Here is a 26317-nt window from a genome sequence, read left to right as displayed (position 1 = left end):
TTATTTTAAATGAATAAACCTCAATTATCAAACTTTAATTTTTGATATATTGGGGTTTTGTTATTTATCAATAAATACTCAAGAAGAAACCTAATTTGAAAATCTCTAATGACACGCCAACATTACATACTTATATTTTCTCTTTTTTTATGTTTTCATCTATACTCTTTTCAACAAAGTGAACTGGACAAGAACTTCATCATTAATAATAAAAACACTGATTCTATTGAAAATTTCTTGGCAAAAACTCTAAACACTAATACCATATTAGCAGAAAGCTACTACAAGCTCTATTTAGATAGAGGTATAGAAAACGAGAATTATTCAATACAATTCTTCGCTAATTATTATTTAGGCAATATAGCATATCGTAATAAAAAATATGATAAAACAATTCATTACGGAAATAACGCGATAACATCTGCTGAAAACATTAGAAATGGAAATTATATGCTAAGTGGACTATATCTTGTTGCCGCTGCATATCAAGAAAAGAGAGATCGTAAAAATTCATTAAATCGATATTTACGCGCTCAAAAGATTATCGAGGACTATAATCTTAAAGATTATCAGATTTATAATTTAGTCAGTATCGGACAAATTAGAATTAGACTTGATCAAACTCAAAAAGCGTTGGCATCTTTTCAAAAAGCTTTTAAATTACTACAAAAGTCCTCCAAAAAATCAGATACTAATTATGATGCCAAATATCTATCAATCATTCAAGGAATTGGGGTTTGTTACTACAAGCTGGGTAACTATGACGAGGCACTCAAATACGATTATCAAGGTTTACAATATGCAGAAAAACTAAATCTGATTGCGTATATTATTGATTTTAATCTTAATATAGGAGAAGCTTATATCGGAAAACAAAAATATCCTAAAGCGCTTTCTTATCTCAACATTGCTAAAGCTGACATAATAGAACTTAATAAAACGAATGATCCTGATCTATTTACTGCAAACCTTCATATAGCTACTTGCTTATATAATCAAACCGAATACAGTAAAGCGAGAGATGTATTAGAACAAAACTTTCACCATATAAAAACTAATCCAGAAGTAGAAAAAATACAAGAAGCTTATCTGTTAGCCATTAAATGTGGTGAAAAATTGCAGGATACCAGTTTACAGTTTAAATATACCAAAGCCTACAATAAAATTGTTGATTCTCTTTACCAAAACGATATAAATGCTCAAGAGAAATTATATGACCGTGATCTAGAAAGTCTTGAAGAAAAAAATAAAAATTTAATATCTAAAAATTTTCTCTACGCTAGTGGGTTTTTATTAGCTTTAGTTTTTGCAGCAGTAATTTTATTCTACACCATTAAAACCAAAAAAAAGAATAAAAGCTTATTTGAGGAATTGCAAAAAGGAAGAATACAGGAAAGTGTATCCAAAACTTTAAGCGTTCAAAAAAATGATTTTATTACAGACAAAAAAGCAAAGAGCTTATTAGAGCGATTGTTAGATTTAGAAAAAACAACCTTTTATTTGAGTCCAGATTGTAGTTTGTATACGACCGCAAAAGATATCGAAACCAATACCACTTATTTGTCGAAAATTATTAATGAGTATAAACAGCAATCCTTTAATGACTACATCAATGAATTAAGAATTAAATTTTGTATTGAACAATTAAACACAAATCATAAGTTTAGATCATATACCATCAAAGCCATTGCAGGAGAATTAGGTTATAAGAGTGTAAATACTTTTGCATCAGCATTTAAAAAACAAACAGGCTTAAGTCATTCTTATTTTATCAAAAAAGTAATATCCAATACTCATGAGTCTAGCAAAATCGACATATAATTACTTGTATAAATAAAGATAAGAATGTCAATTTTATAAAATTGACATTCCAAAATTCATAATTTTCTATTTAGGATAAAGCAATGAGTATTTTTACCGAATAACCAATAAATACACAGTTTTATGTTTGAAAAATTTAAGTTCTTATCAGTAATTTTCTTTATCACTTTTGTTACTCAGTCTATTGCTCAAGAAACCGAAAGTGATTTTGAAAAAATAATTGATGTTACCATTAATACCAGTGCAGGACTTATAGAAATCGATGAGTCACAAATTCAAGACCTTCACGTTTTTATTTGGGGAAAAATAAAATTTAATATCTACGGTTTATATCAAGATACTTATACTAGTCAGCGTATTACAGAAAAGAAATTTAATATATCATCTACAATTATCAACACTACGTTAACCCCAATCCTTATACCTCCTACTAGACCAGATCCTGATGATCGCAATGTAAACAATAACAAAATATTACTAGGAACTATCGTGTTAGATCTATTACGATATGATGTCTCTCCTGGAGTAAAGAATGCCACATTATCTTTATCAGAATTAGATAATACTATAGTAAATCAGAGAGATATTTCATTTAATGTATATGATCCTGAACAACTTGGAGATCTAGAAATAACTCATGCCGAGACTGTTGCCACTAACATTGATAGAAATCGACGTGAAGTGCAAATTAAAGCACATATAAGAAATACTGGAAGAGATGATATTAATGAAAAATCAAAGGTTAGGTTTTATATTAAAATTGAAGATAAATTAAAACTTATTAGAACAAAATATGTAGGACCTATTAGAGAAAATAATAGTAAAAGCTGTATAATTTTTGTTGATTATGATACCTACTCTAAAATTATAGGTGAAAAATTGTATATCATAGTTGATGAAGATAATTATATTAGAGAGCGTAATGATTTTAATAATTATTTGAACTATGAAGTTCCCGAAATTCAAATACATCCCGATACGATCAAAACCTTTCCAAATCCTTTTAAGGATCAGGTAAATTTCACTTTTTTTCTAGATCAAGATGCCTCACCACTTGTTGTGCTTACGCTTTATAACAGATTTGGGATGAATGTGGCTACAAAAGGCTATGTTTTGCCTCCTAATAATACATATCACACCATAACCTATTTTAATGATAACCTGCCAAAAGGAATATATGTCTATACACTTGCAGTCGGTAACATAATATATCAAGGAATAATAGTAAGGAAATAATACTATTTATTATTTTTTTGAAAAGCCGTTTCACGCATAGTTTGAAACGGTTTTTTTGGTCTTATATATCTTTGAGATTAAAAATTAGACACCTTTCTATTTTGTCAGATTTATAAATCTGACTTTTCTTCTTTTTTATAATCAATGAATTGGATATAGTTTTACCAAAGAATTCTGGTCGACAAGAATCACAAATCATTTTTAAACTATAATCAAAAACATGAAAAAACGTATAGAAATATTAGTATTGACAGTTTTCTTATTAGTAGTAGCAAGTTGTCAAACTGAAGAAGAGGATACTTTTCAAGATGAGCTTTTGGTCGAAAACAATGAGGATGTAAAAATACTAGAGGACATTGAGGATTTCGACTTCAGGAAGTCTTCTGCTTTCTTGCATTGTTCACGAGATCCTTTCCCACCAGGATATCGAGTTCTTTATTATACAAATAGTCCTACCTGTGAACCAAATTATTCAATATTATATTTAGGGTTGTATAATGCGGCGATTATCACACCAATAGGACTACCTTTAATAAGTCGTGCAGGTGCAGGCTGTGATGATAATTATTGCATATGGATTGTAGGGAACAACTTTGAACCTAATGCTTATGTGGATATCAGAACCGCAACCGGATCTTCAATCATCGGTACGTATAGAGGTTCAAATCGTGTTCAATATGTGAACTCACAAGGGCAAGACGTTATCACTTTACGTCTAAACTCTGCATTAGAACGTAATGAATTTGCAAATAGAGGCTTACGTATTTGGGTGGTTAATCCCGAGGCAAGAAAATGGGCAGATGGAAGAACGGTTAGAAGACCTTATACTCCTGGTGATTCTGATCCAATTGACCCAGATGAGTGTAATCCTATATGTCCATAAATAACTTCATAACTGAACCATAAAATGTGATCGATAAAAAATTGAGTACTATGCGATTGTAATTTCTAAACAATCGAAAACCACCGAAATCATAGTAAACGGCGGAAACCGAAAAGCCTTTGACAGAGTAGGTAACACAAATAAAAGAATTATGTTAAATAGCATTTTAAATTTAGAGGGTGTAAATCAATTAAAGAAGAGCGAACAACAAACCATAAAAGCTGGTACATATTATGGTGATGCTTGTCTATCGCTATGCGGAGGAAGATGTTCTTTTGGAAATTGCTATCACCATATTGATTAATTAAATGTCCCCTAAGGTTTTTTGCCTTAGGGGACTTTTTTAATTTATCCTGAAAGCACTCTAATCTCTTCTAGGAATCGTAATTAATTCTGTCTGTCGTTCATTTACATATCGAAACCCATCTTTACCCCAAAAACCAGCTTCTTCTAACATGATTCTAATATCTTTTTTCCATTCTGGAATAGTTACTGTTGTATTTAACTCGATGGCATACACAGTGTTTTCATATAAAGGGTAGTCTCCAGTTCCTTTTACTCCTTCTTGAGAATCCCACATCCCAATAGTTGGACCAGAAGAATGTCCATACAACCCTAAAGGATGAGTATAAATTGAAGGTTTCAGCCCTTCTGCCCTACCTTGTTCTAAAGACTTTAATAAAATCTCATTTCCCGTTTTACCAGTTTCAAAATTAGAAGTAAAAATATCCTGTACTCGATTACCATCTGCAAAAGCTTTTATCAAATACTCAGGTGGAGAAGTTTCTTCATTTTTAAGAATGTACGCATGTTGCTGGCAATCTGTATTCAATCTAAGATATGTAATCCCAAAATCACAATGAATTAAATCTCCAGGTCTGATTATTTTATCCTTTGGCCTATCTGAAAATGAAACAATATGACTTTGCAGATCTTCTCCTGATCTTTGAATATCTACGGTTGGATGAAACCAGGTCTTTAGCCCCATATTGGTAACCTTTTGTCTTAGCCACCACACTACATCATCTGTAGTTGTCGTTCCTGGTTTAATAACTGAAGTACTAAATGCTTCTTCGATAATCTTATGTGTTACTTCTACCAATTGCTTATAAATCTCTGCTTCTTGTTCGGTACGCGTCTCTACCCAAGCAATTGCTAACTTTTCTGCAGAAGTAATTTTTGATTGGAATTCTTTAGGTAAAACTTCCATAAATTCATCATAATCTGTTTTCACAATACCATCTACAATTCCAAAATCTTTAGAATAATTCAGCCCAATTTTTTGTGGATTTCTTTTAGAAATTATATCTACCAATGCTTTCCATTGATCTGGTTGTTTCTCTTTATCCCATGCAGAATCTATGTTTTTACCAACATTATATCGAGCAACTGCCAGTTTTTCTATAGTATTCTTTGCTTTATTTCTGTAAAAAACTAATATCGTTCTTCTTCGTGCGTTTAACCATGTCGATGGTAGCATCGTTTTAAGCACAGGATCCTCATTATACTCACGTGATATTAGAATCCACATGTCAAATTCGGTACGATCCATTAGTTGTGGTAATAGATTGTTAAATCTATCTTCTAACACCATGTCAATTATATCAGCTCTTTCTCGCTGTGGAAGAATTTGCGAATAGTTATACTGAAAAGCAATTAACAAAGCGAACAACAATACGGTTTTTTTCATAAGAAATTGTTTCAATTATATGGTAAAGGAAGTAATAACCTTGTTTTTAGAAATCTTATCTAGATTGATCACATGAGTTTCCAGTTTCTGATTAGGGGTACCAAACTTAGTAAACACTTTTATTTTAAGTAGTTTAGGGTATTTTACATCCACCTTATAATCATCTGGCAAAACAACATCTAAATACCATCTGCCAGGATCGATATCAGAAAGTAAATATTCATCTGAAGTAAAGCCTTCTTTTATTTCTTTCTGCATACGATTTTTATTATCCTCGAGGTTATGGGAAACAGAAAAATATTGTTTTTTTGAGTTTATATATCGAAAATTAAATTCTGTTTCGGGATGTGACCATTCTACTACAACTCTAACCGGATATGTTGGACAAACAAAATATTTTTGATCAATATTTTTGATTTTCCAACTCTGGTCTCGCTTTTTAAGCAACCCCCTAAAATCATTAGTAATCTGGTTATTTAAGCCATCAAAAGATTCTATTTCTTTTATTTTATTAGCCGTTATTTTCTTAAACAAATCTATAGACTCCTTATGTTTTTGTGTAGAAGAATACGTATTGGCTAAATCTAAATAGGCTTGAGATAAGGATGGAGAAATACTAATAATCCTTTTATAAATACTTTCTGCTTGATTAAATAGATTTTGTTTTTCTAATTTGAACGCCAATATTTTAAGAACCGAAGTGTCTTTAGAATATAACTCTGCTAAATTTGAAAGCACTCTTATCCCTTTGTCTGTCATGTTCTTGCTAAAAAAATAGTCAGAACATTCAAGAAAAAAGCTAATATTATCCTTGTTGGATGCTAACAAATCAAGATATTTTGAATAGGCTTGTTCCTCTTGGGGTAAATCCTTTAACATTGAAATAAAACTAGAATCACTCCCATTAGAAACCTGTAATGGCAACGTATAGTCTTTATATTCTATCTCTATAGACTTATCCGGTCCACTTTCTTCGGCTGGTGTAAAATTAGAAACTGCATTTTTTGTAGTAATCAATATCACACCATTTCTACCTGCGGCACCAAATCTATTTGTAGCTGCATACCCTTTTAAAACAGTAACATCAGCGATATCATTAGGGTTAATAAAATCATAATTAGCAGCAACGTCTACTGTACTTCGTGGTAAGGGTATTCCGTTAATTACAAAAAGAGCAAAATTATTACCTAGAATCGAATTCATACCCCTTATTATTGTTAAGCTTCCATTATCCACATTCCCGGTTGACACCCCAGAAAACTTACCCGCTATCGCTCTACCCAATGTATTTCTATCATCTCCTATATCTTCTGAATCAATACTTTGAACAGCATATCCTAACGCTTTTTTATTTACTCGTTGATTACCGTCATTAACTAACTCTACTTCTTCTCCTTTTCTAGATTTAATTATTGCGGGACCCAATTCATTAACAAGATCAGTTAATTGTACATTTATAACTTCTTCTTCTCCTACCTCTACAACAGCACTTTTCATGTTTATCGAACTAAATACCAAAACATCTCCCGGCTCGGCTGCGATAATATAATTACCATTTTCATCGGTTATGGTGCCTCTATTTTCATCATTCACCGTAATATTAACATTGGGTAAGCCATCATTTTCACCAATAACGATTCCATTAATGTAATTTTTTTGGGTATCTAAATTACTTCGTGTAACAAACTGCATTTTTGGCATAATGACTTCACCTTCAATAGCCTTTATAGAAAAAGAAATATCATTAGATTCTAATAGATTTACGTAATACCCTCGGTTATAAAAAGCTGTATTATGAAGAAATTTTTTATCAATATCTGTTTTGCTACTTATAGTAATAATTCTTGGGCTATACAGACTGGCTTCAAAATTACCGAAATTGCCTCTTCCATCGGTAAAAAAAAGGAGCATTTCTTCACTTAACTCAGTATTTACTAAACTAAAATCTGAAGCTCCATCATAGGTGACTTGTTTAAGTTTTGCTTTTAGCACATCCCAATTAGAAGATTTAACCTCTAAGTTTTCCTCTGTGATTAACGCGGTATTAAAAATAACCAACTTAACTTTTAGATTAGCATACGTTTTAAAATATGCATCTAGAAATTCAAACTCTTTCTCTATTTTTTTGTCTTTTTGAGAGAGTGAGGCGTCCCAATAAATAGCAACACTTTTGATATTTTGATCCGGTTGATTTTTTGCAAAAACGAAATTAATACAAAAAATAGCGAGTAAAATGATTGTTTGTTTTCCCATAATGTTGATGACTGTACGTTTTCCAATAATGTTAAATGTACAAAAAATGAAAAAAAAGAGCCCCTATATCTTCAATGAATTAAATAGTGTAGAGAAAACAAGAGATTAATTAAGAAGGTAATTACATATTATTCTTTTTTACTAAACCTAGTGTCATCGCTCTTTGCACCTTTCCGTTATCAGTTTCAACAAATTGAGGAAGAAAATATATTTCTTTGGGAATTTCGAATTTACTTAAGATTTCAAGGCTATGTATCGCTTCCTGGATAGTTAGATAGGCAATTTTATCATAGTCTCTCTCAATGATCAAAACTAATCTATCGCCAAGTGTAACATCAGGTATACTACTAATAAAAAACCGATGCCCGATAAGTAACTGTAGCTTTGTTTCTATTTCTTCTGGATATAACTTTACCCCTCCACTATTAATTACATTATCAAAACGTCCTTTCCATAGAAATTTTTTGTAGGTTTTAAGATCTACAACATCATTAGTTACAATGGTTTCTGAATGTAATTGAGGTGCTTTTATAAGCAAACAATTTCTATCATCTATATTTAATGTAATATTTGGCAATGCTTTAAAAAAGCGAGCATCTTTTTTGTCTTTTTTCTTTGGGTTTATTCTTCTTGCCGCAATATGTGAAACTGTTTCAGTCATGCCGTAAGTTTCAAACACTTTAGTTTTCACCCCTTGGATTAGTTCTTTCAGATGCTCTGAAACGGCTCCACCTCCTACTATCATTTTTTTGATTAAATGTAGTCTGTTTATAGAATTGTCTAATTGTAATGGAACCATTGCACAAAAGTCATATTGTTTATAAACGGTATCCAATGGGTTAGTTCTAGGCGGAACCAAGTCTATTTTCCAACCTAAAACCATGGCTCTTACGAGCATCATTTTACCAGCAATATAGTTTGCCGAAAGACAAAGCAATGCAGTTGTTTCTTCTTCGACTTTAAAAAATTTACCTGTAGCTTTTGCACTATTGATCATATGTTGCTTAAAGACTTTTATTTTTTTAGGTTTTCCTGTAGAACCAGATGTCTGTACAACGATATGATCTTTATCACTCAACCAATCCAATAAAAAACTACCGGCTTCTTGCTCATACACCTCTCCTTCTTTAATAAAATTATATGCCAAACGTTTTAAACCATCTCTATTAAGAGAATGACTATTAATCGTAAATTTTTCGTGTATTTCGGGGATAGAAAATGTACTCATTGTTTGCATGTTCAAATTTCAATTTTCTGGCATATCCATTAGTTAATTATATGTGAAGAGTATGTTATGCTTTGGTTACCTCTTCTTTTATGCTTGAGATGGTATACTGCCAAAAAGTTTATCTTTCCAGCCAGCCCATTTATATTTTTTTGAAAGAATAAAAAGAAACGTTGGGAAAATAACTAATATAGGTATGAGTATATCATATCCAGTACTTGGGTCAGAAATATCTATAAATATAGAATCTGTCTGAAGGGCGGTCCAATCTGCCGTTACCAAAAGTACAGTGACTAAATTATTGGCTGCATGAAAACCTAAAGAGAGCTCTAAACCTTCATCCATTAATGTAAGAATACCCAAGAACAAACCTGTACCTATATAATACACCATAATTATTGGACCTATTTTTTCTACCTCTGGATTAGCAGCATGCATAACCCCAAAAAGCACAGAGGTCAAAATTAAAGGAAACCACTTATTCTTTACAGCCAACCCCAGCCCTTGCATTAAATAACCTCTAAAAAAATATTCTTCGAAACTCGTCTGGATAGGCACTAATAAAACGGCAATTACCGCTAGAACTAAAAAAGGTATGGGTTTAAAATTAATTTGATAATCACCAGGAGAGGTAAAATAAACTATTAAAGTTGATATGATAATAAATGAAGCCATTAAAAAGAATGTAAAGAAAAATCGCCCCCAATCAACCTTCTTCCTACTCGTTGTAAGAGACAATATACTTTGTTTATGGACATATTTTACCCAAAAGAAAAGACCTGCTAAGAGAAAAACAAAAATTGCCATACTTTCTGCAAAAAACCAATTCTTACCCTTACTTTGAATTTGACTCTCAATAATAGCAGCAACATCTCCATTCATAATAAGTAATACCAGGTAATTTAATCCCATCATACCCATAAATAAAATGGGAATTGGTAAGTATTTCCACATTCCTAATTTTCCTTCTCTTCCTTGCGTTATATACATTTACTTAATAAGGTATTTAATTTAAATATTTTACTTTCCAATTCATTTTAGGATCATAGATCAACGTCCCATTAGCAACTATTAATGGCGATGCTATGTTATTAGAATATAAGCCTCCAGTTCCTAATCCCTGGGGCATTTCGCTTTGCAAAGTATATGTAAACTGTGCAATAGCATTTAAACCAATATTACTTTCTAATGCACTTGTAACCCACCAACCTATATTTAAAGATTGTGCTATGTCGATCCATTCTTTAGTGCCTTTAAAGCCACCTATTAAACTTGGTTTTAGAATAATATATTGTGGTTGTATAGTTTGTAGCAGTTTTTCTTTTTCTGTTACATCAAAAACACCTATTAATTCTTCGTCTAATGCAATGGGTAACGGTGATGTTTTACATAATTCTGCCATATACATTAACTGCCCTTGTTTTATAGGCTGTTCTATACTATGTAAATCATATTTTGACAGTTCTTGTAACTTTACAGAAGCCTCATCTGGTTTAAAAGCACCGTTAGCATCAACTCTTAACTCTATTACCTCTGAAGAAAATTGTGATCTAATATAGGACAGTAGTTCTAGCTCTACATCAAAATCTATAGCACCAATTTTCATTTTTATGCAATTAAACCCTTGAGTTAACTTATCAGTGATTTGTTCTCTCATATAATTTTTGTCTCCCATCCAGATTAATCCATTAATTGGGATACTAGCGCGATTTTCTGTAAATGCAGAAGGAAACAATAAAAACGGTGAAGTACTATATAATGATTTAAAAGCCATTTCTACACCGAACTGTATACTTGGAAACTCTATAAGTTCCTCCCAGAGTTTTTCTACTCCTAAAGTAATATTATCACAAGCCCATTTTAGTTTCTCTTCATAATCAGGTCTATCATCTATACTTAAGGTTCTTAGAATTCCGCATTCCCCTACTCCTTTTTTATTTCCAGAGTTAATCACGATAAACCAAGTTTCCTTAGTTTTTAATATACCTCTAGAAGTGCCACTAGGTCTTTTAAATTCGAGGATATGTTTATGGTATGTTGCTTTCATCTATAATTCTATACTCTCTCCTATGTCTAAAAGCATTAAATCTTTGTCTTGTTCAAAAAATTTACGTTTTGCTTCATCATGATTGATCTCAATATATCCAAAAGTATCATAATGCACTCCAAGTACTTTATCACATTCTACAAAATCGCTTGCAATGATAGCATCATCAATTCCCATGGTAAAATTATCACCTATGGGTAAAATAGCCAGATCCAGCTTAGCATGTAATGGAATCAATTTCATGTCCATTGTTAAAGCTGTATCCCCAGCAATATAGATAGTTTTATGTTCTCCTTCTATAACAAAACCTCCGGGTTGTCCCCCATACGTTCCATCTTCAAAGCTACTGGTGTGTACGGCATTAACATACTTTATTTTTCCGAATTCGAATTCCCAACTGCCACCATGATTCATGGGATGTACTTCAATACCTTTATTCTGATAATACATCGCGATCTCATAATTAGAAACTATAGTAGCCTTATTGTTTTTTGCAATAGCTTCTGCATCGAGAACATGATCAAAATGTGCATGGGTAAGTAATACATAATCTGCTTTAACAGAGTTTATATCAATTTTATCTTTGGAAAGAGGATTCCCCGAAATAAAGGGGTCTATTAAAACTTTTATATCCTTAATTTCAATTAATAAAGAGTTATGCCCGTAAAAAGTAATCTTCATGAGTGAAATGCTTTAATTTTATCTGAAAATTATAAAATCTGACTCAGACTAAACAAAATTGACAACAAAAATGTTGTTAAAGCTACTTTTTTAAGTTCAGGATCCAATAATTCTGAATCTTTAGTTCTAGCTACTTTGTTTACGTGTATTAATAATGGAACAAAAGCGATCATAAAAAATAGATCTTTAGGCCCTCTGTAATGTATAATAAGAAACAACAGCATCGAAAGCATTGCCATAGTGATCAACATAAAATGATATTTCCTGGCTTGAGCTAACCCTATCTTCACAACTAGTGTATTTTTATTCGCTTTTTTATCACTATTATAATCTCTCATGTTATTAAGGTTTAATACAGCAACACTTAATAAACCAATTGTAATTGCCGGTAAGAAAACCGATATATTCATGTGTTTAGTATACAAAAAGAAGCATCCTAATACGCTAACTAATCCAAAAAAAATAAATACAAAAAGATCTCCCAGGCCTCTATATCCATATGCAGATTTACCTACAGTATATTTTATTGCAGCGGCAATTGCGGCTAGACCTAAAACAGAAAAGAAAACTGTATAGTAAAAGTAAGCTTCTCCGAAAGAAGTATATATCAGTTTCATAGCTAATCCAAAGGAGATTAAAGCGGTAATAATGATCCCAATACCCATTTCTCTTTTAGAAATCAATCCGCTTTGTAATGCCCTTTGAGGACCAACTCTGTCTTCATTATCTGTTCCTTTTACACCATCCCCATAATCATTAGCAAAATTGGATAATATTTGTAATCCAAGTGTAGTAGCTATAGCGAACCAAAAAATCTCGGTTTTAAAAAAATAAGGAGATTCAAAATGCTCCAAAGATAAATCTCCAGAATGGATAAGCTTTTCAATGTTTAATCTATTACCTATTGATGAACCTACAATTATCCCAGAAATCGATAATGGTAATGTGCGCAAACGTGCCGCAGATATCCAAGCACCGAGTTTATTCATACTAACCTATTTTGAACTCAAAGGAACAGCATTTTCGTTTAAAAAAAAACAAAAACTAATTCTTTCTATACGAACTCCTTAAAAGTGATTACGTAGATTACATTTTTGTGAATTTCGCAATTGGTCTAATCACAATTTTTATAAGACTTTTTTATAGATTAGCATTTTAAACCACTAAAAACTATGAAGAAATTTACAAAACCATTTATTTTTTCACTTTTATGTATAGCAATAGCCTGCAAAAGTGAACCAAAAAAACAAGAGGTAACCCAAGAAGAAAAAAATCCATCGAATAGCCAGGTGTCAAGTGCTACAAAAGGACTTCCATTTATTTGGGAAGGTGCCAATGTCTATTTTCTTTTAACTGATAGATTTAACAATGGTGATACCTCTAATGATGACGTTTTAAATAGAACTAAAGAAACTGGTACACTACGAGGATTCGAGGGAGGAGATCTTAAAGGAATCATCAAAAAAATAGAAGATGGTTATTTTAAGGATCTGGGAATTAATGCCCTTTGGTTTAATCCAGTAGTTGAGCAAGTACATGAAAGTGTTGATGAAGGAACTGGTAACACTTATGCTTTTCATGGATATTGGGCTAAAGATTGGACGAAAATTGATCCTAATTATGGCACTTATAAAGAACTAAAACAGCTAGTTGATATTGCACATAAGCATGGTATACGAATTCTTTTAGACGTAGTAATGAATCATACCGGGCCCGTTACAGAACAGGATCCTGTATGGCCAGATTCTTGGGTGCGTACCTCCCCACAATGTACCTATAAAGATTATAAAAGTGCTGTTACCTGTACATTAGTAGAAAATCTTCCAGACATTAAAACCGAAAGTGATGAAGAGGTGAAATTACCCGAAATCTTGATTAATAAATGGAAATCTGAAGGACGATTAGAAATAGAATTAGCAGAAATAGATGTTTTCTTCACAAAAACTGGTTTAAAAAGATCTCCAAAAAACTATATAATCAAATGGTTAACCGATTATGTAAGAGAATTAGGAATTGATGGGTATCGGGTAGATACAGTAAAACATGTAGAAGAAGGTGCCTGGGGTGTATTAGCAGAACAAGCTAAATTAGCCTTCGCAGAATGGAAATCAAAAAACCCGGATAAAGTATTAGATGATAATGATTTCTATGTCTTGGGAGAATTATATGGGTATGGAATTGACGGCAAAAGATTTTATGATTTCGGAGACCGTAAAGTGGATTATTTTGCAAACGGTTTTGACAATATGATCAACTTTCAATTTAAGTATGATGCTGCAAAAAATGATTATGAAGGCTTATTTAGCAAGTATAGCAAAGTGCTAAACACCAATTTAGTGGGAAAAAGTATCATGAACTATATAAGTTCACATGATGATGGAGACCCTTTTGATAAAGACCGAAGTAAAACGTATGAATCTGCTACGAAGCTTTTATTAACCCCAGGGATATCTCAAATATACTACGGAGATGAAACAGCAAGATCTCTTGTTATTGAAGGCACTCAAGGAGATGCTACGTTAAGGTCTAATATGAATTGGGATGCCATGAGTAATGAAGATACCAAAGCTCTACTTACGCATTGGCAGAAACTAGGTACATTTAGAAAAAATCACCCTGCTATAGGTGCCGGAAGACATAAATTAATCTCAAGATCTCCTTATACTTTTTCAAGAAATTATACTAAAAATAGTATATCTGATAATGTAGTAATCGCCCTAGGCGTACCTAAAGGAGAAAAAACTATAAAAGTAGATTCGGTTTTTCCTGATGGCACAACTCTGATAGATCACTATTCTGGTGTAGAAATTAGTGTATCTAAAGGCAGTGTAACTGTTGATTCTAACTATGAAATTGTTTTATTAGAATCAAAGAAATAATCAATCCCTTATATAGGTTCAAAACGAATACGAAACGTCCTTGAAGAACTTACCTCCTTAGGATTAAGGAGGTAAGTGTTGGGGAAAACAAAAAAAGTAAGGGAAAAATTGTAATTGGAATACTTTTCAAAGATAAAAAGGTTTGTAGTATATGTGGTTACGGTTTTACCTCAAACTTTAGCAGGATTAGTAGTATTCATTGAAGTGATTCATGTTAAATTACTGAAATTCAATTATTTATAACAAAAACTAACCTAATGTTAAATTATTGTAACTAATAAATTTTAAAAATTCTTGTAAATAAATAACTATAATTGATATCACATAATTCAAGAAAAATTTAAATTTGCACTGATCAATATTTCATCATCCATTTAATTATACACTTTTGGAAAATAAAAAAGCAATCAAGTTAATTGACAAAATTCTAGAGGACCTAGAAAAAACAGGAATTAATTCAGACACATTAATAGACGATCTTAAGAAATTAAGAGAATTTGCCTTAGAAGAGCAGATACCTTTGGCAGTTAAGGTGCTTAGGTTTACTTACGAACATATCGCAGAAAACGATTCTTTTCTTATTCCAATACCCGATGATGAACCTGTAGATGAAGATTCAGAATTGCCAGAAAATAAAGATGCAAAGGAACCTACAGAAAGTCTTAAGTATATGATTTCATTAATGAAAAGTCTTAAAAACAAGATGAATATTTCTGATTTGAGAGAATATCGAGACGCTCTTATGGCTCATTAAAACTAATATTCTTGTTATAATGAAATTTTCGGTATTACCGCATGATTTCAAAAGGCATTGACAACATTTGAAATAGCACCTTGCTTTAAAAAGCTAAGGTGTTTTTTATTCTAATAATATCTAGTAGGTATTTTCAAGAACTTTATCTATAGTATTGAGATATCTATCAAAGCGTATAAGATCATTATGTGAGCCTTCATCAATTGTAATCATTTCTTTATTTGGTGTTGGAATACTTGTAAACAAACGTTCTCCAGATCGGTAAGGCACCACTCCATCATCAGTACCATGATAGATAGTTATAGGACATGTAACATTCTGAATAAAAGTACCAGATGGCATTTTAAAGCGTAATAAAAGGTTGGTTGGAAAATGGGGCAACCAACTTTCTACAATATCTTTGATATTATAATAGGGCGTTTCGAGTACTAAATTGCACGGTTGGTTATCTGAAGCTACTTTTACGGCAATACCGGTTCCTATGGACCTGCCATATATTGTAATTTGATCTTCCGGATAATGTTTGGCAGTGTATTCATAAAATAATTGAGCGTCATTATATAAATTCTTTTCGGTAATTTTTCCTTTACTCTTACCATAACCCCGATAATCCATAATGATAACATCATATCTTTTCTTAGCAAAAAATGATACAATTTCTCCCCAGCGCCTTAAACTTCCTCTGTTTCCGTGAAAATATAAGATTACACCTTTAGGGTTTGTATTGGTAAAATGAATAGCATTAAGACAATCTCCTTCTGCAGTTTCTAAAAAAAATTCTTGAAAAGCATGATCAAACTCAAAAGTGTAGTCATCTGAAAGCGTTTCGGGTTGGAATAGGATTTTTTCCTGAAACATATACAGTATCAATATAATAATAGTATAAAATAAAGCACCTAATACTAGTATCTTTTTTAGTTTAGGCATTTACATTTTTTGATGAATGTACCACTCCTATACTCGTATCCGAAAGATTTAGACGTTTTACTTTAGAATTAATAATTTCTCCGAGCATTTTGTGATATGACTCAAAATTATTTAAGTTTTTATGTCCACCACCAATGATAGTATATAAACGAGTTAGTTTTGGTCTTATCTTGGATAGTTTAACACTGGATTTAAAAGGTATAAGTCTATCGTGAGTACCATGTATGATATGAATAGGGCAATTCACATATTTAAGCCATTTATAGGTGGGTATAGGGTAACGCATAATTAAAGATACCGGCATAAAGGGAATAAATTTCCCAGCCACTTTACTTAAACTGTAATAAGGCGCATCTAGAATCAACATTTTTGGGTTATTTATAGACGCTAGTTTCGCAGCAAAACCAGACCCCATAGATCTTCCATATAAAATAATATATTTTTCCGGAACCTTATCTTTAATTCTATTATACACAAACTGAAGATCTCGTTTTATAGCCTTAAAAGAACGCCTGCCAGTACTCTTGCCAAAACCTCTGTAGTCCAACATCAACACATCATATTTATGTCTTGTAAAGTCAACAGCAAATTTACCCCAACCTTTTATACTTTTCGAATTTCCTTTGAGGTATAAAACAACTCCTTTTGGATTCTCTACCTTAAAATGGAGACCGTTAATAACAGCACCATCTCTTGTTTTAAGATTATATTCTTCTACAACCTGGTTGTTATAGTGAAATTGAAAATCTTTATCTAGTTTTTCTGGTTTGAAAATAAAAAACTCCTGAAGATAATACAAAGCAACACTAGCGATAATATAAACCGCAAGCACAATAATGGCTATGTATCCCCAATTTGACATATTATAAATCCCTTTGTAAATAACTAATTTACAAAAAATTAGGATTAATTGCATAAAAAATCCTGCCGAAGCAGGATCTTTGTATTATATGTGAATTGAAATTTATCGTCTGGCATCATAAATTCTAAATCGAAGTCCTACTCTCGCATATACATCAAAGAATTTACTATTAGTATCTGTTAAATTATCAATAAAATCATTCATTACTCCTGCTTCGACCATAATATCAAACATCTCTCCTACCATCTGAGAAAATCCAACACCATACACCCCTCCTATGATTAATTTCTCATATTCTTCATCTTCAAGCTCGGTTCCTGCAATTTCAAAATTTGTATTTACTCTAAAAGATGGGCCTACATTAATAAATCCACGAAATCTATCTTTACCTTCACCTGTTAAGTATCTAAATTTGGGATTAAACCCTGCTTGTAACACCTCTACATCACCTATTCCTTCAATTTCGCTATTACGTTGTAACAACTCTAATGAAAAGACGATGCTTGTTCTTGCCCTAACGCCCATTACATACCCATATCCTGCATTGATATGAAAACCAGTTCCATTACTAGTTTCTGCATTATCAAGGTTTAGTGTAGAGAACGTAGCTCCACCAGAAACTTCCCAGCGATATTGACTGTATGATGTAATAGAAAATGCAACAAAGACGATTAATAATAGTGTTTTTCTCATGATTTTAGTTTTTGATTTGAGGTTGTTACGATGACGAAAATACTAAATTTTAAATGATGTCCATAAAAAAACCCGTCTGCAGACAGGTTTTAGTACGTATAATTGATAAAAAGATTATTCTTTATGCATAAATGCTTGTTTCTGTAATAAAAACTCTTCAGTTTCTACTACATCTTCATCAGGCACACAACAATCAACAGGACAAACTGCCGCACATTGTGGTTCTTCATGAAATCCTTTACATTCGGTACATTTATCAGGTACAATATAATATAATTCATCACTAACAGGTTCTTGTGCTTCATCTGAATTTACAGCTTTTCCTCCCGGAAGAACCACATCTCCAGTTAAATCTGTACCATCAGAATACCTCCAATCATCAGCTCCTTCATAAATTGCAGTATTTGGACATTCTGGCTCGCACGCACCACAGTTTATACATTCATCAGTTATTATAATTGCCATAGCTCTTTTTTATTCTAAATTTGCAACACAAAAATAACTCGTTAACCAGTGATAAACAAATAAGGAATGCTATTAAATAATCGAATTAACGCTTTTTATGAATTAGGAAAGTTCTTGAGTCAATTTAAATCCACTGGTTATGAGAAAGTTAACACCGTTAAACTGAATGATCATTTTTTTGAAGAAATAATTGATAAAATTGAAACAGCGAAACACCATAATGGTTGGTTTACTAAAGAAAATGTTATTTATTCATTAATGCAATGGAGTGCCGCACTAACTAGAGAACGTCTAGAAGAATGGGTATCATCATATTCATTTCCTGAAAAAGCACCTCAAAAAACTGTAGGGGTTATTATGGCCGGAAATATCCCTTTAGTAGGGTTTCACGACTTTCTTTCTGTATTGATTTCGGGACATAAAATTTTGGTAAAACAGTCATCAGATGATAATCAACTTCTACCATTTTTAGCTTCATATTTAATAGCAATAGAACCAAAGTTCAAAGAAGACATATTATTTACTACAGAAAAATTTACTGATTTTGATGCTATCATAGCTACCGGAAGTAATAACACAGCCAGATATTTTGAGCATTATTTTGGTAAAGTCCCTCATATTATCAGAAAAAATCGAAATTCTATAGCCATATTAACAGGTAATGAGACTACAGAGGAGCTTACTGATCTTGGTGAAGATATATTCAGGTATTATGGCTTAGGGTGCAGAAGCGTTTCAAAACTAATGGTACCAGAGGGGTATGATTTTGATCTTTTCTTTAAGGCAATGTATACATATCAGAGGATTATGGATAGTGCCAAATATGCAAATAATTATGACTACAATAAAGCAGTATATTTAATGAGTAATTTTAAGCTATTAGAAAACGGATTTTTAATACTTAAAGAGGACCAGAGTTATGCATCTCCAATCGCAACCTTGTTTTATGAGACGTATACATCAAAAAATGAACTATTAGAAAAACTAGAAGCCGATAAAGAGAAAATTCAATGTGTGGTGAGTAAAGATATTTCTAATAAAAGTGTTGGTTTTGGACAAACACAAAGCCCTACTCTATCTGATTATGCAGACGGAGTTGACATAATTGAATTTTTGATAAAAATTTACTAAATAATTTATCATTTTGATAATACATTTGTATGAGATTATTAGCACCTTTGTTGTGTTTTTTTCTCTTAAGTGTAGGATTAAAAAAACGACATAGAAATTTGAATATATAACAACAATAAAAATTACTAATGAAGAAGCACAATTTTAGCGCTGGACCCTGTATTTTACCGCAAGAAGTATTTAAAGAAGCATCTGAAGCTATCCTAGATTATAATGACTCTGGTCTTTCTATTATTGAAATTTCGCATCGTAGTAAAGATTTTGTTGATGTTATGGAAGAAGCTCGAAGCCTAGCCTTAGAATTATTAGGCTTAGAAGGAAAAGGATATAAAGCCCTTTTTTTGCAAGGAGGCGCAAGTACGCAATTCCTTATGGCAGCTTATAACCTTCTGGAAACCAAAGCTGGATATATCAACACAGGTAGCTGGAGTGCCAAGGCTATTAAAGAAGCAAAACTTTTTGGAGAAGTAGTAGAAATTGCTTCTTCAAAAGACGCTAATTATAATTACATCCCAAAAGGATATGAAATACCCGGAGATTTAGATTATATCCACTGTACAAGTAACAACACTATTTTTGGTACACAAATAAAGGATTTTCCGATTTCTGATGCACCATTAGTCTGTGATATGAGTAGTGATATTTTTTCAAGACAATTGGATTTCTCTAAGTTTAGTCTAATCTATGCCGGAGCGCAAAAAAACATGGGCCCTTCAGGAACAGTTCTTGTCGTCGTTAAAGAAGATATTTTAGGAAAAATAAATAGACAGATTCCTTCTATGCTTGATTACCAAGTGCATATTAGTAAAGGAAGTATGTTTAACACCCCTCCTGTTTTTGCAGTCTATACTTCGATGTTAACCCTAAGATGGCTTAAAAAACTTGGTGGTGTTGAAGCCATCGAAGAATTGAATGAGAAAAAAGCCAAGCTTATCTATTCAGAAATTGATCTAAATCCACTGTTTAAAGGTTTTGCGGCTAAAGAAGATCGCTCGAATATGAATGCAACCTTTACATTGGTTAATGAGGATCTTAAAGAAACTTTTGATGCCATGTGCAAAGAAGGAGGTATTAATGGAGTTAATGGGCACCGAAGCGTTGGTGGATATAGAGCCAGTATGTATAATGCCATGACCATAGAAAGTGTGGCAGCTCTTGTTGATATTATGGGAGATTTAGAAAGAAAAGCATAGAAAAATGTTAAGTTTTAAGTGCTAAATCCTAAATAAGATGTACTATGATAGAAGAACGTAGTTTTCAATTTGCACTTAAAATTATACAACTTGTAAAAGTTCTTAAAGAAGCTAAAGAATATGTTTTTGCAGATCAGATTTTAAGATCAGCTACCAAGCATAGGAGCAAATATTGCTGAAGCTGGTGCTGGGCAATCAAAAAAAGACTTCATTTCAAAAATGTCGATAGCATCAAAAGAAGCAAGAGAAACAAGATATTGGTTACGTTTATTAAAAGAAAGTAACTTGATAACGACAGATTTGTCTAAAGATTTAGATGAAATAAATCAAATAATAAAAATTCTAACAAAAATTGTTAAGACTAGTCAACTTACAACTTAACATTTAAAATTTATAATTTAATAATGAAAGTATTAGCAAACGATGGAGTATCACAAAGTGGTATTGATGCTTTAGAGAAAGAAGGTTTTGAGGTTTTAACAACCACTGTTGCCCAAGATCAATTAGTAGACTTTATTAATGAAAACGAAATTTCAGTTTTGTTAGTTCGTAGCGCTACTAAGGTAAGAACAGATATTATCGACAACTGCCCTACTCTTAAAATTATTGGTCGTGGTGGCGTAGGCATGGATAATATCGATGTGGCTTATGCTCGAGAAAAAGGACTAAGTGTAATTAATACTCCGGCGGCATCTTCGGGATCTGTAGCAGAGTTAGTTTTTGCTCACTTATATGGTAGTGTACGTTTTTTACATGATTCTAATCGTAATATGCCTTTAGAAGGTGATAGTAAATTTAAAAACCTGAAAAAAGCATATGGTAGCGGTATAGAGTTAAGAGGTAAAACATTAGGAGTTCTTGGTATAGGACGTATCGGACAAGCAACAGCAAAAATTGCTATTGGTGTGGGTATGAATGTGGTGGCATATGACCCTTTTATTGAGGAAGTAGATATTCCATTAGAGTTTTTTGATGGACAATCATTGAACTTTAAAATTAAAACTGTTTCTAAAGAAGAAGTTTTACAACAAGCAGATTTCTTTACGCTGCATGTTCCTGCACAAAAGGAATATGTTATAGGAAAACCTGAAATAGAACAAATGAAAGATGGTGCGGGAATTATTAATGCCGCTCGTGGTGGAGTAATTGATGAAGTTGCTTTAGTTGAAGCTTTAGAAAAAGGGAAATTAGGGTTCGCAGGTCTCGATGTATTTGAAAATGAACCAAGTCCAGCTATCAAAGTATTAATGAACAATAAAATATCCTTAACTCCACATATTGGAGCCGCAACTGGCGAAGCTCAAGATCGTATTGGTCAGGAGCTAGCAGATCAGATTGTTAGTATTTTGAAATAATCCTCTCTCAAAATAAAAATACAAAAACACCAATATTAAGAGCTAGTATTGGTGTTTTTGTATTTAATCGTTTAAAATGGTTTTTAATCTATTTTTCCTGAAAATAAAGTAATACTCTACGCAGGATTCTAGTAATAAAAAGTGTAACTTTAGATGTATTAAACAAAAAAACACTAACATGTCTGGAATTTTAGATCTTTTAAATAGCCCAATGGGCAAACAAATAATCAGTGGTGTAAGCTCACAAACAGGGCAATCTACAGATAAAACAGGTGATTTATTAAGTATGGCAATGCCTGTCTTAATGGGAGCTATGCAACGTAACGCTTCTACGCCCGAAGGAGCTTCGGGATTACTTAATGCGTTATCAAGTAAACATTCTGGGGGAATTTTAGATAACCTTGGCGGTTTATTTGAAGGAGGAGTTGATCAAAGTGTAACTAATGATGGTGCCGGAATTTTAGGCCATATTCTGGGTGGCAAGCAACCGGCAGTCGAAAATGCTTTAAGTCAAAAATCAGGTATAGATGCTGGCTCTGTAGCCCAAATTTTAAAAGTAGCCGCTCCCATTCTAATGGGTGCTTTAGGTAAACAAGCTTCTCAAGGTAATGTTAGTGACGCTAATGGACTTGCTAGCATGCTTGGCAATATGTCTGGTGCTCCACAGGGATCTAAGCAACAATCGCTTATTGAATCTTTTCTTGACGCAGATGGCGACGGAAGTATTATTGATGACGTAGCCGGAATGTTATTAAGTGGTAGCGGAAATAAAAAAGGGGGTCTAGGCGGTTTACTAGGCGGGCTTTTTGGAAAATAACAACAATACTAAATAATGGTTAAAGCCGAAGAATTATCTTCGGCTTTTTTGTATTTTACATACTGGGATGATAAAAAAAGTTATTTACATACTACTTCTGGGGGTATTTATATGTAGTTGTGCCACAACACAGGACAGGAATATGAATGTAGCTTCTGCAGATGATGTTTCAGACACCTTAAGAATTGCTAATGATAGTCTAGAATATGAAATAACTATTATAGAACCCGGGTTTAATGCATGGTTAGTGACTCAAAGACCCAGAGGGTATTATTCTGAATCTTTTTTAGAAACAAGAAATCAACGATATGTAATTGAATATAATCAAAGAGTTATACAACCTATACGCTTTGATCCCAATCTATACATTCAACAAATCAACTATGATTCACATATTCATTATGGATATGAAGTAAACTATCTCTTATATAACTATTTTTTATTTTTTGAGCAGCGATATAGACAGCGATTTTTTGTAACTCGAGGAATAAGGTTTTGATTTGAATACTTTTTAATTGTATTTTTGCGGCATGCAAAAATTTAAGGACCGCTGGGAAATAAAATCAAACTGGCAATTAATCTTTCCAATACTAGGATTAGTAAGTTTAGTATTTTCTTCTTATTTGATAAGTAAAAGAGTTTTACCAGTTATTGAGATTCATCAAACAGACATAGCATATATCGGTTTACTTTCTACAACTACAATTTTTCTATCTGTCCTACTCTTGTTTATTACCTTAAAACTTTTTAATATTCTTGAATCAAAATGGGCAGTTACTTACCGCTGGGAACTTATCGCTATTTTTATTGTATTTGCGATAACCGGATCTACAGCTGCAAGAATTTCGGATCCTGTAATTTCTTTTCTGGGAATTCATAGAGAAACAACAAATGGATGGATATACTGGCCCTTACGTATATTGCTTGTATTCCCAATATACCAAATACTACTTCTTATAGTAGGATGGTTATTTGGGCAATTTAAATTTTTCTGGAATTTTGAAAAGAAAATGCTAAGTAGAATGGGATTATCTCGTCTTTTTATGGATTAAGACACATCTACATCAATAATGTCCTTTGCTTCATCTTTTTTAAATACGTAAGTATACAACCACATTATGGTAAAGGTAGGTATGATATCAAAACCAGGTAACGCCTCCTCTACAAATGTAAAAACTCCGGCAGCTTTACCAACATTTCCTTTATACATTCTGGTCATTAGCCAACCAGCCAAAGGTGCCCAGATTATATCTCCAAATTCGCCAACTCCGGGTATAACGTAAGTTACCATTCCAAGTCCATCAAAAAGTAAACTTAATCCAAGCTTTTTATATTTATCGTTTGCCATATCAAATTGTTTGGGGTGAATATAAAACGAGTAAAGCAAATAGTATTCCAAAAGTTGGCTATCCCAAATCTGCCGTTATCAGTCTTAAAAATTCTGTTCTTGTTTCAATTTTTTCAAACTGTCCTCTAAATCCAGAAGTCGTTGTAACCGAGTTTTGTTTTTGTACACCACGCATCATCATGCACATATGAGCTGCTTCTATCACTACAGCAACTCCTTTTGGTTTTAAGGTGTTATTAATACATTCAAGAATATCATGAGTAAGTCGTTCTTGTACCTGCATTCTTCTAGAAAACACATCGACAATCCTAGGCAGTTTACTTAATCCAACAATATGACCATTAGGAATATAAGCGATATGTGCTTTTCCAAAAAATGGTAACATATGGTGTTCACATAAAGAATATAACTCAATATCCTTAACAATTACCATATCATCATAATCTTCTTTAAACATGGCACTTTTAAGGATTTCTTCGGGATCCTGATGATATCCCTGAGTAAGAAACATCATTGCTTTTGCAGCTCGTTCTGGTGTTTTTTGTATACCTTCTCTCTTAACATCCTCTCCTAAATCGGTGATTATAGATTCGAAATGCTCTCTTACATCATCCGTTACCTTTATATTATACTCTTCAAAATTTTTGTACGGCATATCAATTAATTCTGTATTTCTTTTTTTAATTTGGTTTTAAAGGTAGTATTTAATTTATTAAGCTTAGGGTTGATTACAAATTGACAATAACCCTGACTACTATTTTGATTATAATAATTTTGATGATAGTCTTCTGCATTATAAAAATCACCTAATTCTGTAATTTCGGTCACAATAGGTTGATCAAAAACACTCTGATTTTCAAGATTTATAATAGTTTGCTCGGCTATTAATTTCTGATCTTCATTAAGGTAAAAAATAGCACTTCTATATTGGGTACCACGATCTGCCCCTTGTTGATTCAATGTAGTAGGATCATGAGTGGCAAAAAAGATTTCTAACAGCTCATTATAAGTAATTAAACTTGGATTATATTCTATTTTAATAGCTTCAGCATGACCAGTTCTACCTGTGGTTATTTCTCGATATGCGGGATTTTTTATAGCACCTCCGGTATATCCAGATATCACCTTTTGCACTCCTTCCAAACGTTGAAAAACAGCTTCTGTACACCAAAAACAACCTCCAGCAAAAACAGCAACTTCTATAGTCTCTTCTTTCATAATCATATTTAAAGTAAAAATTAAGAAAACTAAAATACATATATAGCATAAGGACTATATACAATTTAACTTTTCATTAGTAACAATATTAGCACGTATAAACTTAGTATATTATCTTGGGGATTCTGTGGATATTGATTACTTTCACTGCTTGTAATTTGAAAAGTAAATGATCAAAGCAAAAAACATTCATAAATACTATGGTGATTTACACGTTCTTAAGGGTGTAGATTTACATATCAAAAAAGGAGAAATTGTTTCTATCGTTGGGGCTTCTGGAGCAGGAAAAACTACCTTGTTACAGATTTTGGGTACTCTCGATCGACCCCATGAAATAAAAGAAGGTCATTTAACTATTAATGAATCTAACATTGATAAATTTTCTCAAAAGCAACTTTCAAAATTTAGAAATGAACAATTGGGTTTTATCTTTCAATTTCATCAATTATTACCCGAATTTACCGCATTAGAAAATGTATGTATTCCTGCATTCATAAAAAAGACATCTTCTTCTAAAGCCGAAAAAAAAGCTAAAGAATTACTTGATTTTTTAGGGCTTTCTCATCGGTATGACCACAAGCCTAGTGAGCTCTCTGGTGGAGAACAGCAGCGTGTAGCGGTGGCAAGAGCACTAATTAATAACCCTAAAGTAGTTTTTGCCGATGAACCCTCGGGTAATTTGGATAGCGAAGCGGCAGAAAATCTTCATCAATTATTCTTCAAACTTCGGGATGAATTTGGGCAAACTTTTGTGATTGTAACTCACAATCAAGAACTAGCCGACATGGCTGATCGAAAACTGGTTATGGTTGATGGTAAAATAATTAGCTGATGTTTTT

29 protein-coding genes are annotated in these 26317 nt (G+C 32.5%); 15 read left to right on the top strand and 14 right to left on the bottom strand.

Features of this window, described 5'->3' with window-relative positions; genetic code table 11:
* The first annotated feature begins 237 nt into the window (after positions 1-237).
* The 4 genes from ABW637_RS21000 to ABW637_RS20985 all read left to right on the top strand — a co-directional run bounded on the left by ABW637_RS21000 (position 238) and on the right by ABW637_RS20985 (position 4244).
* Positions 238-1821 carry a helix-turn-helix domain-containing protein gene (locus ABW637_RS21000; RefSeq protein WP_367586695.1) on the top strand — a complete coding sequence of 528 codons (1584 nt, stop codon included), beginning with the start codon at positions 238-240 and terminating at the stop codon, positions 1819-1821.
* Positions 1822-1944: 123 nt separating this feature from the next.
* Positions 1945-3057, top strand: a complete 1113-nt coding sequence (locus tag ABW637_RS20995) for a CARDB domain-containing protein (RefSeq protein ID WP_367586694.1) — start codon at positions 1945-1947, stop codon at positions 3055-3057.
* A gap of 220 nt (positions 3058-3277) precedes the next feature.
* Complete coding sequence (locus tag ABW637_RS20990; RefSeq protein WP_367586693.1) at positions 3278-3940, top strand: hypothetical protein; 663 nt, start codon at positions 3278-3280, stop codon at positions 3938-3940.
* 151 nt (positions 3941-4091) lie between these two features.
* Positions 4092-4244 (top strand): hypothetical protein, encoded by a 153-nt coding sequence (locus tag ABW637_RS20985; protein WP_367586692.1) that lies wholly within the window; start codon positions 4092-4094, stop codon positions 4242-4244.
* A 60-nt stretch (positions 4245-4304) separates the two neighbouring features.
* Here the strand turns inward: ABW637_RS20985 and ABW637_RS20980 are convergent, their stop codons facing one another.
* From ABW637_RS20980 to menA, 7 genes are all read right to left on the bottom strand, one after another.
* Complete coding sequence (locus ABW637_RS20980) at positions 4305-5630, bottom strand: M24 family metallopeptidase (RefSeq protein WP_367586691.1); 1326 nt, start codon at positions 5628-5630, stop codon at positions 4305-4307.
* Between the two features lie 15 nt (positions 5631-5645).
* Entirely contained in the window at positions 5646-7883 is a 2238-nt protein-coding gene (locus tag ABW637_RS20975) for a DUF2135 domain-containing protein (RefSeq protein WP_367586690.1), read from the bottom strand.
* A gap of 121 nt (positions 7884-8004) precedes the next feature.
* Positions 8005-9111: an AMP-binding protein gene (locus ABW637_RS20970; protein WP_367586689.1), complete on the bottom strand. Its 1107-nt coding sequence runs from the start codon at positions 9109-9111 to the stop codon at positions 8005-8007.
* 87 nt (positions 9112-9198) lie between these two features.
* Positions 9199-10098, bottom strand: coding sequence for a CPBP family intramembrane glutamic endopeptidase (locus ABW637_RS20965; protein ID WP_367586688.1), 900 nt, complete (start codon positions 10096-10098; stop codon positions 9199-9201).
* 16 nt (positions 10099-10114) lie between these two features.
* On the bottom strand, positions 10115-11155 hold the full coding sequence (locus tag ABW637_RS20960; protein ID WP_367586687.1) for an o-succinylbenzoate synthase: 1041 nt from the start codon (positions 11153-11155) through the stop codon (positions 10115-10117).
* Positions 11156-11836 (bottom strand): metal-dependent hydrolase, encoded by a 681-nt coding sequence (locus ABW637_RS20955; protein ID WP_367586686.1) that lies wholly within the window; start codon positions 11834-11836, stop codon positions 11156-11158.
* Positions 11837-11865: 29 nt separating this feature from the next.
* Positions 11866-12825 carry a 1,4-dihydroxy-2-naphthoate octaprenyltransferase gene (gene menA, locus ABW637_RS20950; RefSeq protein ID WP_367586685.1) on the bottom strand — a complete coding sequence of 320 codons (960 nt, stop codon included), beginning with the start codon at positions 12823-12825 and terminating at the stop codon, positions 11866-11868.
* Between the two features lie 183 nt (positions 12826-13008).
* Here menA and ABW637_RS20945 point away from each other — a divergent pair, with 183 nt between their 5' ends.
* Both ABW637_RS20945 and ABW637_RS20940 read left to right on the top strand, forming a co-directional pair.
* Positions 13009-14715 (top strand): alpha-amylase family glycosyl hydrolase, encoded by a 1707-nt coding sequence (locus tag ABW637_RS20945; protein ID WP_367586684.1) that lies wholly within the window; start codon positions 13009-13011, stop codon positions 14713-14715.
* 388 nt (positions 14716-15103) lie between these two features.
* Complete coding sequence (locus ABW637_RS20940) at positions 15104-15469, top strand: hypothetical protein (RefSeq protein WP_367586683.1); 366 nt, start codon at positions 15104-15106, stop codon at positions 15467-15469.
* Between the two features lie 120 nt (positions 15470-15589).
* Here ABW637_RS20940 and ABW637_RS20935 read toward each other — a convergent pair whose 3' ends face one another.
* The 4 genes from ABW637_RS20935 to ABW637_RS20920 form a co-directional block, all read right to left on the bottom strand.
* The gene (locus ABW637_RS20935) at positions 15590-16396 is read right to left on the bottom strand and encodes an alpha/beta hydrolase (protein ID WP_367586682.1); all 807 of its coding nucleotides are present in this window, start codon (positions 16394-16396) and stop codon (positions 15590-15592) included.
* Entirely contained in the window at positions 16389-17258 is an 870-nt protein-coding gene (locus tag ABW637_RS20930) for an alpha/beta hydrolase (RefSeq protein WP_367586681.1), read from the bottom strand. Before ABW637_RS20930 ends, ABW637_RS20935 begins: the two co-directional genes overlap by 8 nt.
* 102 nt (positions 17259-17360) lie before the next feature.
* The gene (locus ABW637_RS20925) at positions 17361-17951 is read right to left on the bottom strand and encodes a putative outer membrane beta-barrel protein (protein ID WP_367586680.1); all 591 of its coding nucleotides are present in this window, start codon (positions 17949-17951) and stop codon (positions 17361-17363) included.
* A 114-nt stretch (positions 17952-18065) separates the two neighbouring features.
* Positions 18066-18416 (bottom strand): 4Fe-4S dicluster domain-containing protein, encoded by a 351-nt coding sequence (locus tag ABW637_RS20920; RefSeq protein ID WP_367586679.1) that lies wholly within the window; start codon positions 18414-18416, stop codon positions 18066-18068.
* A gap of 66 nt (positions 18417-18482) precedes the next feature.
* Here ABW637_RS20920 and ABW637_RS20915 point away from each other — a divergent pair, with 66 nt between their 5' ends.
* From ABW637_RS20915 to ABW637_RS20880, 8 genes are all read left to right on the top strand, one after another.
* The gene (locus ABW637_RS20915) at positions 18483-19547 is read left to right on the top strand and encodes an acyl-CoA reductase (RefSeq protein WP_367586678.1); all 1065 of its coding nucleotides are present in this window, start codon (positions 18483-18485) and stop codon (positions 19545-19547) included.
* Positions 19548-19675: 128 nt separating this feature from the next.
* The gene (serC, locus tag ABW637_RS20910) at positions 19676-20740 is read left to right on the top strand and encodes a 3-phosphoserine/phosphohydroxythreonine transaminase (RefSeq protein ID WP_367586677.1); all 1065 of its coding nucleotides are present in this window, start codon (positions 19676-19678) and stop codon (positions 20738-20740) included.
* Between the two features lie 44 nt (positions 20741-20784).
* The gene (locus tag ABW637_RS20905; RefSeq protein WP_367586676.1) at positions 20785-20919 is read left to right on the top strand and encodes a four helix bundle protein; all 135 of its coding nucleotides are present in this window, start codon (positions 20785-20787) and stop codon (positions 20917-20919) included.
* Positions 20900-21121 carry a four helix bundle protein gene (locus ABW637_RS20900; protein ID WP_367586715.1) on the top strand — a complete coding sequence of 74 codons (222 nt, stop codon included), beginning with the start codon at positions 20900-20902 and terminating at the stop codon, positions 21119-21121. Before ABW637_RS20905 ends, ABW637_RS20900 begins: the two co-directional genes overlap by 20 nt.
* Before the next feature lie 23 nt (positions 21122-21144).
* Positions 21145-22095: a D-2-hydroxyacid dehydrogenase gene (locus ABW637_RS20895; RefSeq protein ID WP_367586675.1), complete on the top strand. Its 951-nt coding sequence runs from the start codon at positions 21145-21147 to the stop codon at positions 22093-22095.
* 178 nt (positions 22096-22273) lie between these two features.
* Positions 22274-22912, top strand: coding sequence for a DUF937 domain-containing protein (locus tag ABW637_RS20890; protein ID WP_367586674.1), 639 nt, complete (start codon positions 22274-22276; stop codon positions 22910-22912).
* 67 nt (positions 22913-22979) lie between these two features.
* Positions 22980-23411, top strand: a complete 432-nt coding sequence (locus ABW637_RS20885; protein ID WP_445012732.1) for a DUF6146 family protein — start codon at positions 22980-22982, stop codon at positions 23409-23411.
* A gap of 31 nt (positions 23412-23442) precedes the next feature.
* Positions 23443-23964, top strand: a complete 522-nt coding sequence (locus tag ABW637_RS20880) for a DUF6787 family protein (RefSeq protein WP_367586673.1) — start codon at positions 23443-23445, stop codon at positions 23962-23964.
* On the opposite strand, the gene ABW637_RS20875 is transcribed toward ABW637_RS20880, so the two are convergent.
* The 3 genes from ABW637_RS20875 to msrA are packed head-to-tail and all read right to left on the bottom strand — an operon-like array spanning position 23961 to position 25478.
* Positions 23961-24260, bottom strand: a complete 300-nt coding sequence (locus ABW637_RS20875; protein ID WP_367586672.1) for a hypothetical protein — start codon at positions 24258-24260, stop codon at positions 23961-23963. The genes ABW637_RS20880 and ABW637_RS20875 overlap by 4 nt on opposite strands.
* Positions 24261-24318: 58 nt before the next feature.
* Complete coding sequence (folE, locus tag ABW637_RS20870; RefSeq protein WP_367586671.1) at positions 24319-24915, bottom strand: GTP cyclohydrolase I FolE; 597 nt, start codon at positions 24913-24915, stop codon at positions 24319-24321.
* Positions 24916-24920: 5 nt separating this feature from the next.
* Positions 24921-25478, bottom strand: a complete 558-nt coding sequence (msrA, locus tag ABW637_RS20865; RefSeq protein WP_367586670.1) for a peptide-methionine (S)-S-oxide reductase MsrA — start codon at positions 25476-25478, stop codon at positions 24921-24923.
* Positions 25479-25647: 169 nt separating this feature from the next.
* Here msrA and ABW637_RS20860 point away from each other — a divergent pair, with 169 nt between their 5' ends.
* A complete protein-coding gene (locus tag ABW637_RS20860) occupies positions 25648-26310 on the top strand; it encodes an ABC transporter ATP-binding protein (RefSeq protein ID WP_367586669.1) in 663 nt (220 codons plus the stop codon).
* Positions 26311-26317 lie beyond the last annotated feature (7 nt).

Origin of the sequence: Aquimarina penaris (genome assembly GCF_040786285.1) — a bacterium.
Taxonomy (GTDB): Bacteria; Bacteroidota; Bacteroidia; order Flavobacteriales; family Flavobacteriaceae; genus Aquimarina.
Note: the sequence above shows the minus strand (reverse complement) of the source record. Positions and strands in the feature narration are given on the sequence as shown.

Coding starts and splice junctions, on each gene's coding strand:
- ABW637_RS20995 (WP_367586694.1), top strand. CDS start 1,945: ATGTTTGAAAAATTTAAGTTCTTATCAGTAATTTTCTTTATCACTTTT.
- ABW637_RS20990 (WP_367586693.1), top strand. CDS start 3,278: ATGAAAAAACGTATAGAAATATTAGTATTGACAGTTTTCTTATTAGTA.
- ABW637_RS20985 (WP_367586692.1), top strand. CDS start 4,092: ATGTTAAATAGCATTTTAAATTTAGAGGGTGTAAATCAATTAAAGAAG.
- ABW637_RS20980 (WP_367586691.1), bottom strand. CDS start 5,630: ATGAAAAAAACCGTATTGTTGTTCGCTTTGTTAATTGCTTTTCAGTAT.
- ABW637_RS20975 (WP_367586690.1), bottom strand. CDS start 7,883: ATGGGAAAACAAACAATCATTTTACTCGCTATTTTTTGTATTAATTTC.
- ABW637_RS20970 (WP_367586689.1), bottom strand. CDS start 9,111: ATGAGTACATTTTCTATCCCCGAAATACACGAAAAATTTACGATTAAT.
- ABW637_RS20965 (WP_367586688.1), bottom strand. CDS start 10,098: ATGTATATAACGCAAGGAAGAGAAGGAAAATTAGGAATGTGGAAATAC.
- ABW637_RS20960 (WP_367586687.1), bottom strand. CDS start 11,155: ATGAAAGCAACATACCATAAACATATCCTCGAATTTAAAAGACCTAGT.
- ABW637_RS20955 (WP_367586686.1), bottom strand. CDS start 11,836: ATGAAGATTACTTTTTACGGGCATAACTCTTTATTAATTGAAATTAAG.
- menA (WP_367586685.1), bottom strand. CDS start 12,825: ATGAATAAACTCGGTGCTTGGATATCTGCGGCACGTTTGCGCACATTA.
- ABW637_RS20945 (WP_367586684.1), top strand. CDS start 13,009: ATGAAGAAATTTACAAAACCATTTATTTTTTCACTTTTATGTATAGCA.
- ABW637_RS20935 (WP_367586682.1), bottom strand. CDS start 16,396: ATGCCTAAACTAAAAAAGATACTAGTATTAGGTGCTTTATTTTATACT.
- ABW637_RS20930 (WP_367586681.1), bottom strand. CDS start 17,258: ATGTCAAATTGGGGATACATAGCCATTATTGTGCTTGCGGTTTATATT.
- ABW637_RS20925 (WP_367586680.1), bottom strand. CDS start 17,951: ATGAGAAAAACACTATTATTAATCGTCTTTGTTGCATTTTCTATTACA.
- ABW637_RS20920 (WP_367586679.1), bottom strand. CDS start 18,416: ATGGCAATTATAATAACTGATGAATGTATAAACTGTGGTGCGTGCGAG.
- ABW637_RS20915 (WP_367586678.1), top strand. CDS start 18,483: ATGCTATTAAATAATCGAATTAACGCTTTTTATGAATTAGGAAAGTTC.
- serC (WP_367586677.1), top strand. CDS start 19,676: ATGAAGAAGCACAATTTTAGCGCTGGACCCTGTATTTTACCGCAAGAA.
- ABW637_RS20905 (WP_367586676.1), top strand. CDS start 20,785: ATGATAGAAGAACGTAGTTTTCAATTTGCACTTAAAATTATACAACTT.
- ABW637_RS20895 (WP_367586675.1), top strand. CDS start 21,145: ATGAAAGTATTAGCAAACGATGGAGTATCACAAAGTGGTATTGATGCT.
- ABW637_RS20890 (WP_367586674.1), top strand. CDS start 22,274: ATGTCTGGAATTTTAGATCTTTTAAATAGCCCAATGGGCAAACAAATA.
- ABW637_RS20885 (WP_445012732.1), top strand. CDS start 22,980: ATGATAAAAAAAGTTATTTACATACTACTTCTGGGGGTATTTATATGT.
- ABW637_RS20880 (WP_367586673.1), top strand. CDS start 23,443: ATGCAAAAATTTAAGGACCGCTGGGAAATAAAATCAAACTGGCAATTA.
- ABW637_RS20875 (WP_367586672.1), bottom strand. CDS start 24,260: ATGGCAAACGATAAATATAAAAAGCTTGGATTAAGTTTACTTTTTGAT.
- folE (WP_367586671.1), bottom strand. CDS start 24,915: ATGCCGTACAAAAATTTTGAAGAGTATAATATAAAGGTAACGGATGAT.
- msrA (WP_367586670.1), bottom strand. CDS start 25,478: ATGAAAGAAGAGACTATAGAAGTTGCTGTTTTTGCTGGAGGTTGTTTT.
- ABW637_RS20860 (WP_367586669.1), top strand. CDS start 25,648: ATGATCAAAGCAAAAAACATTCATAAATACTATGGTGATTTACACGTT.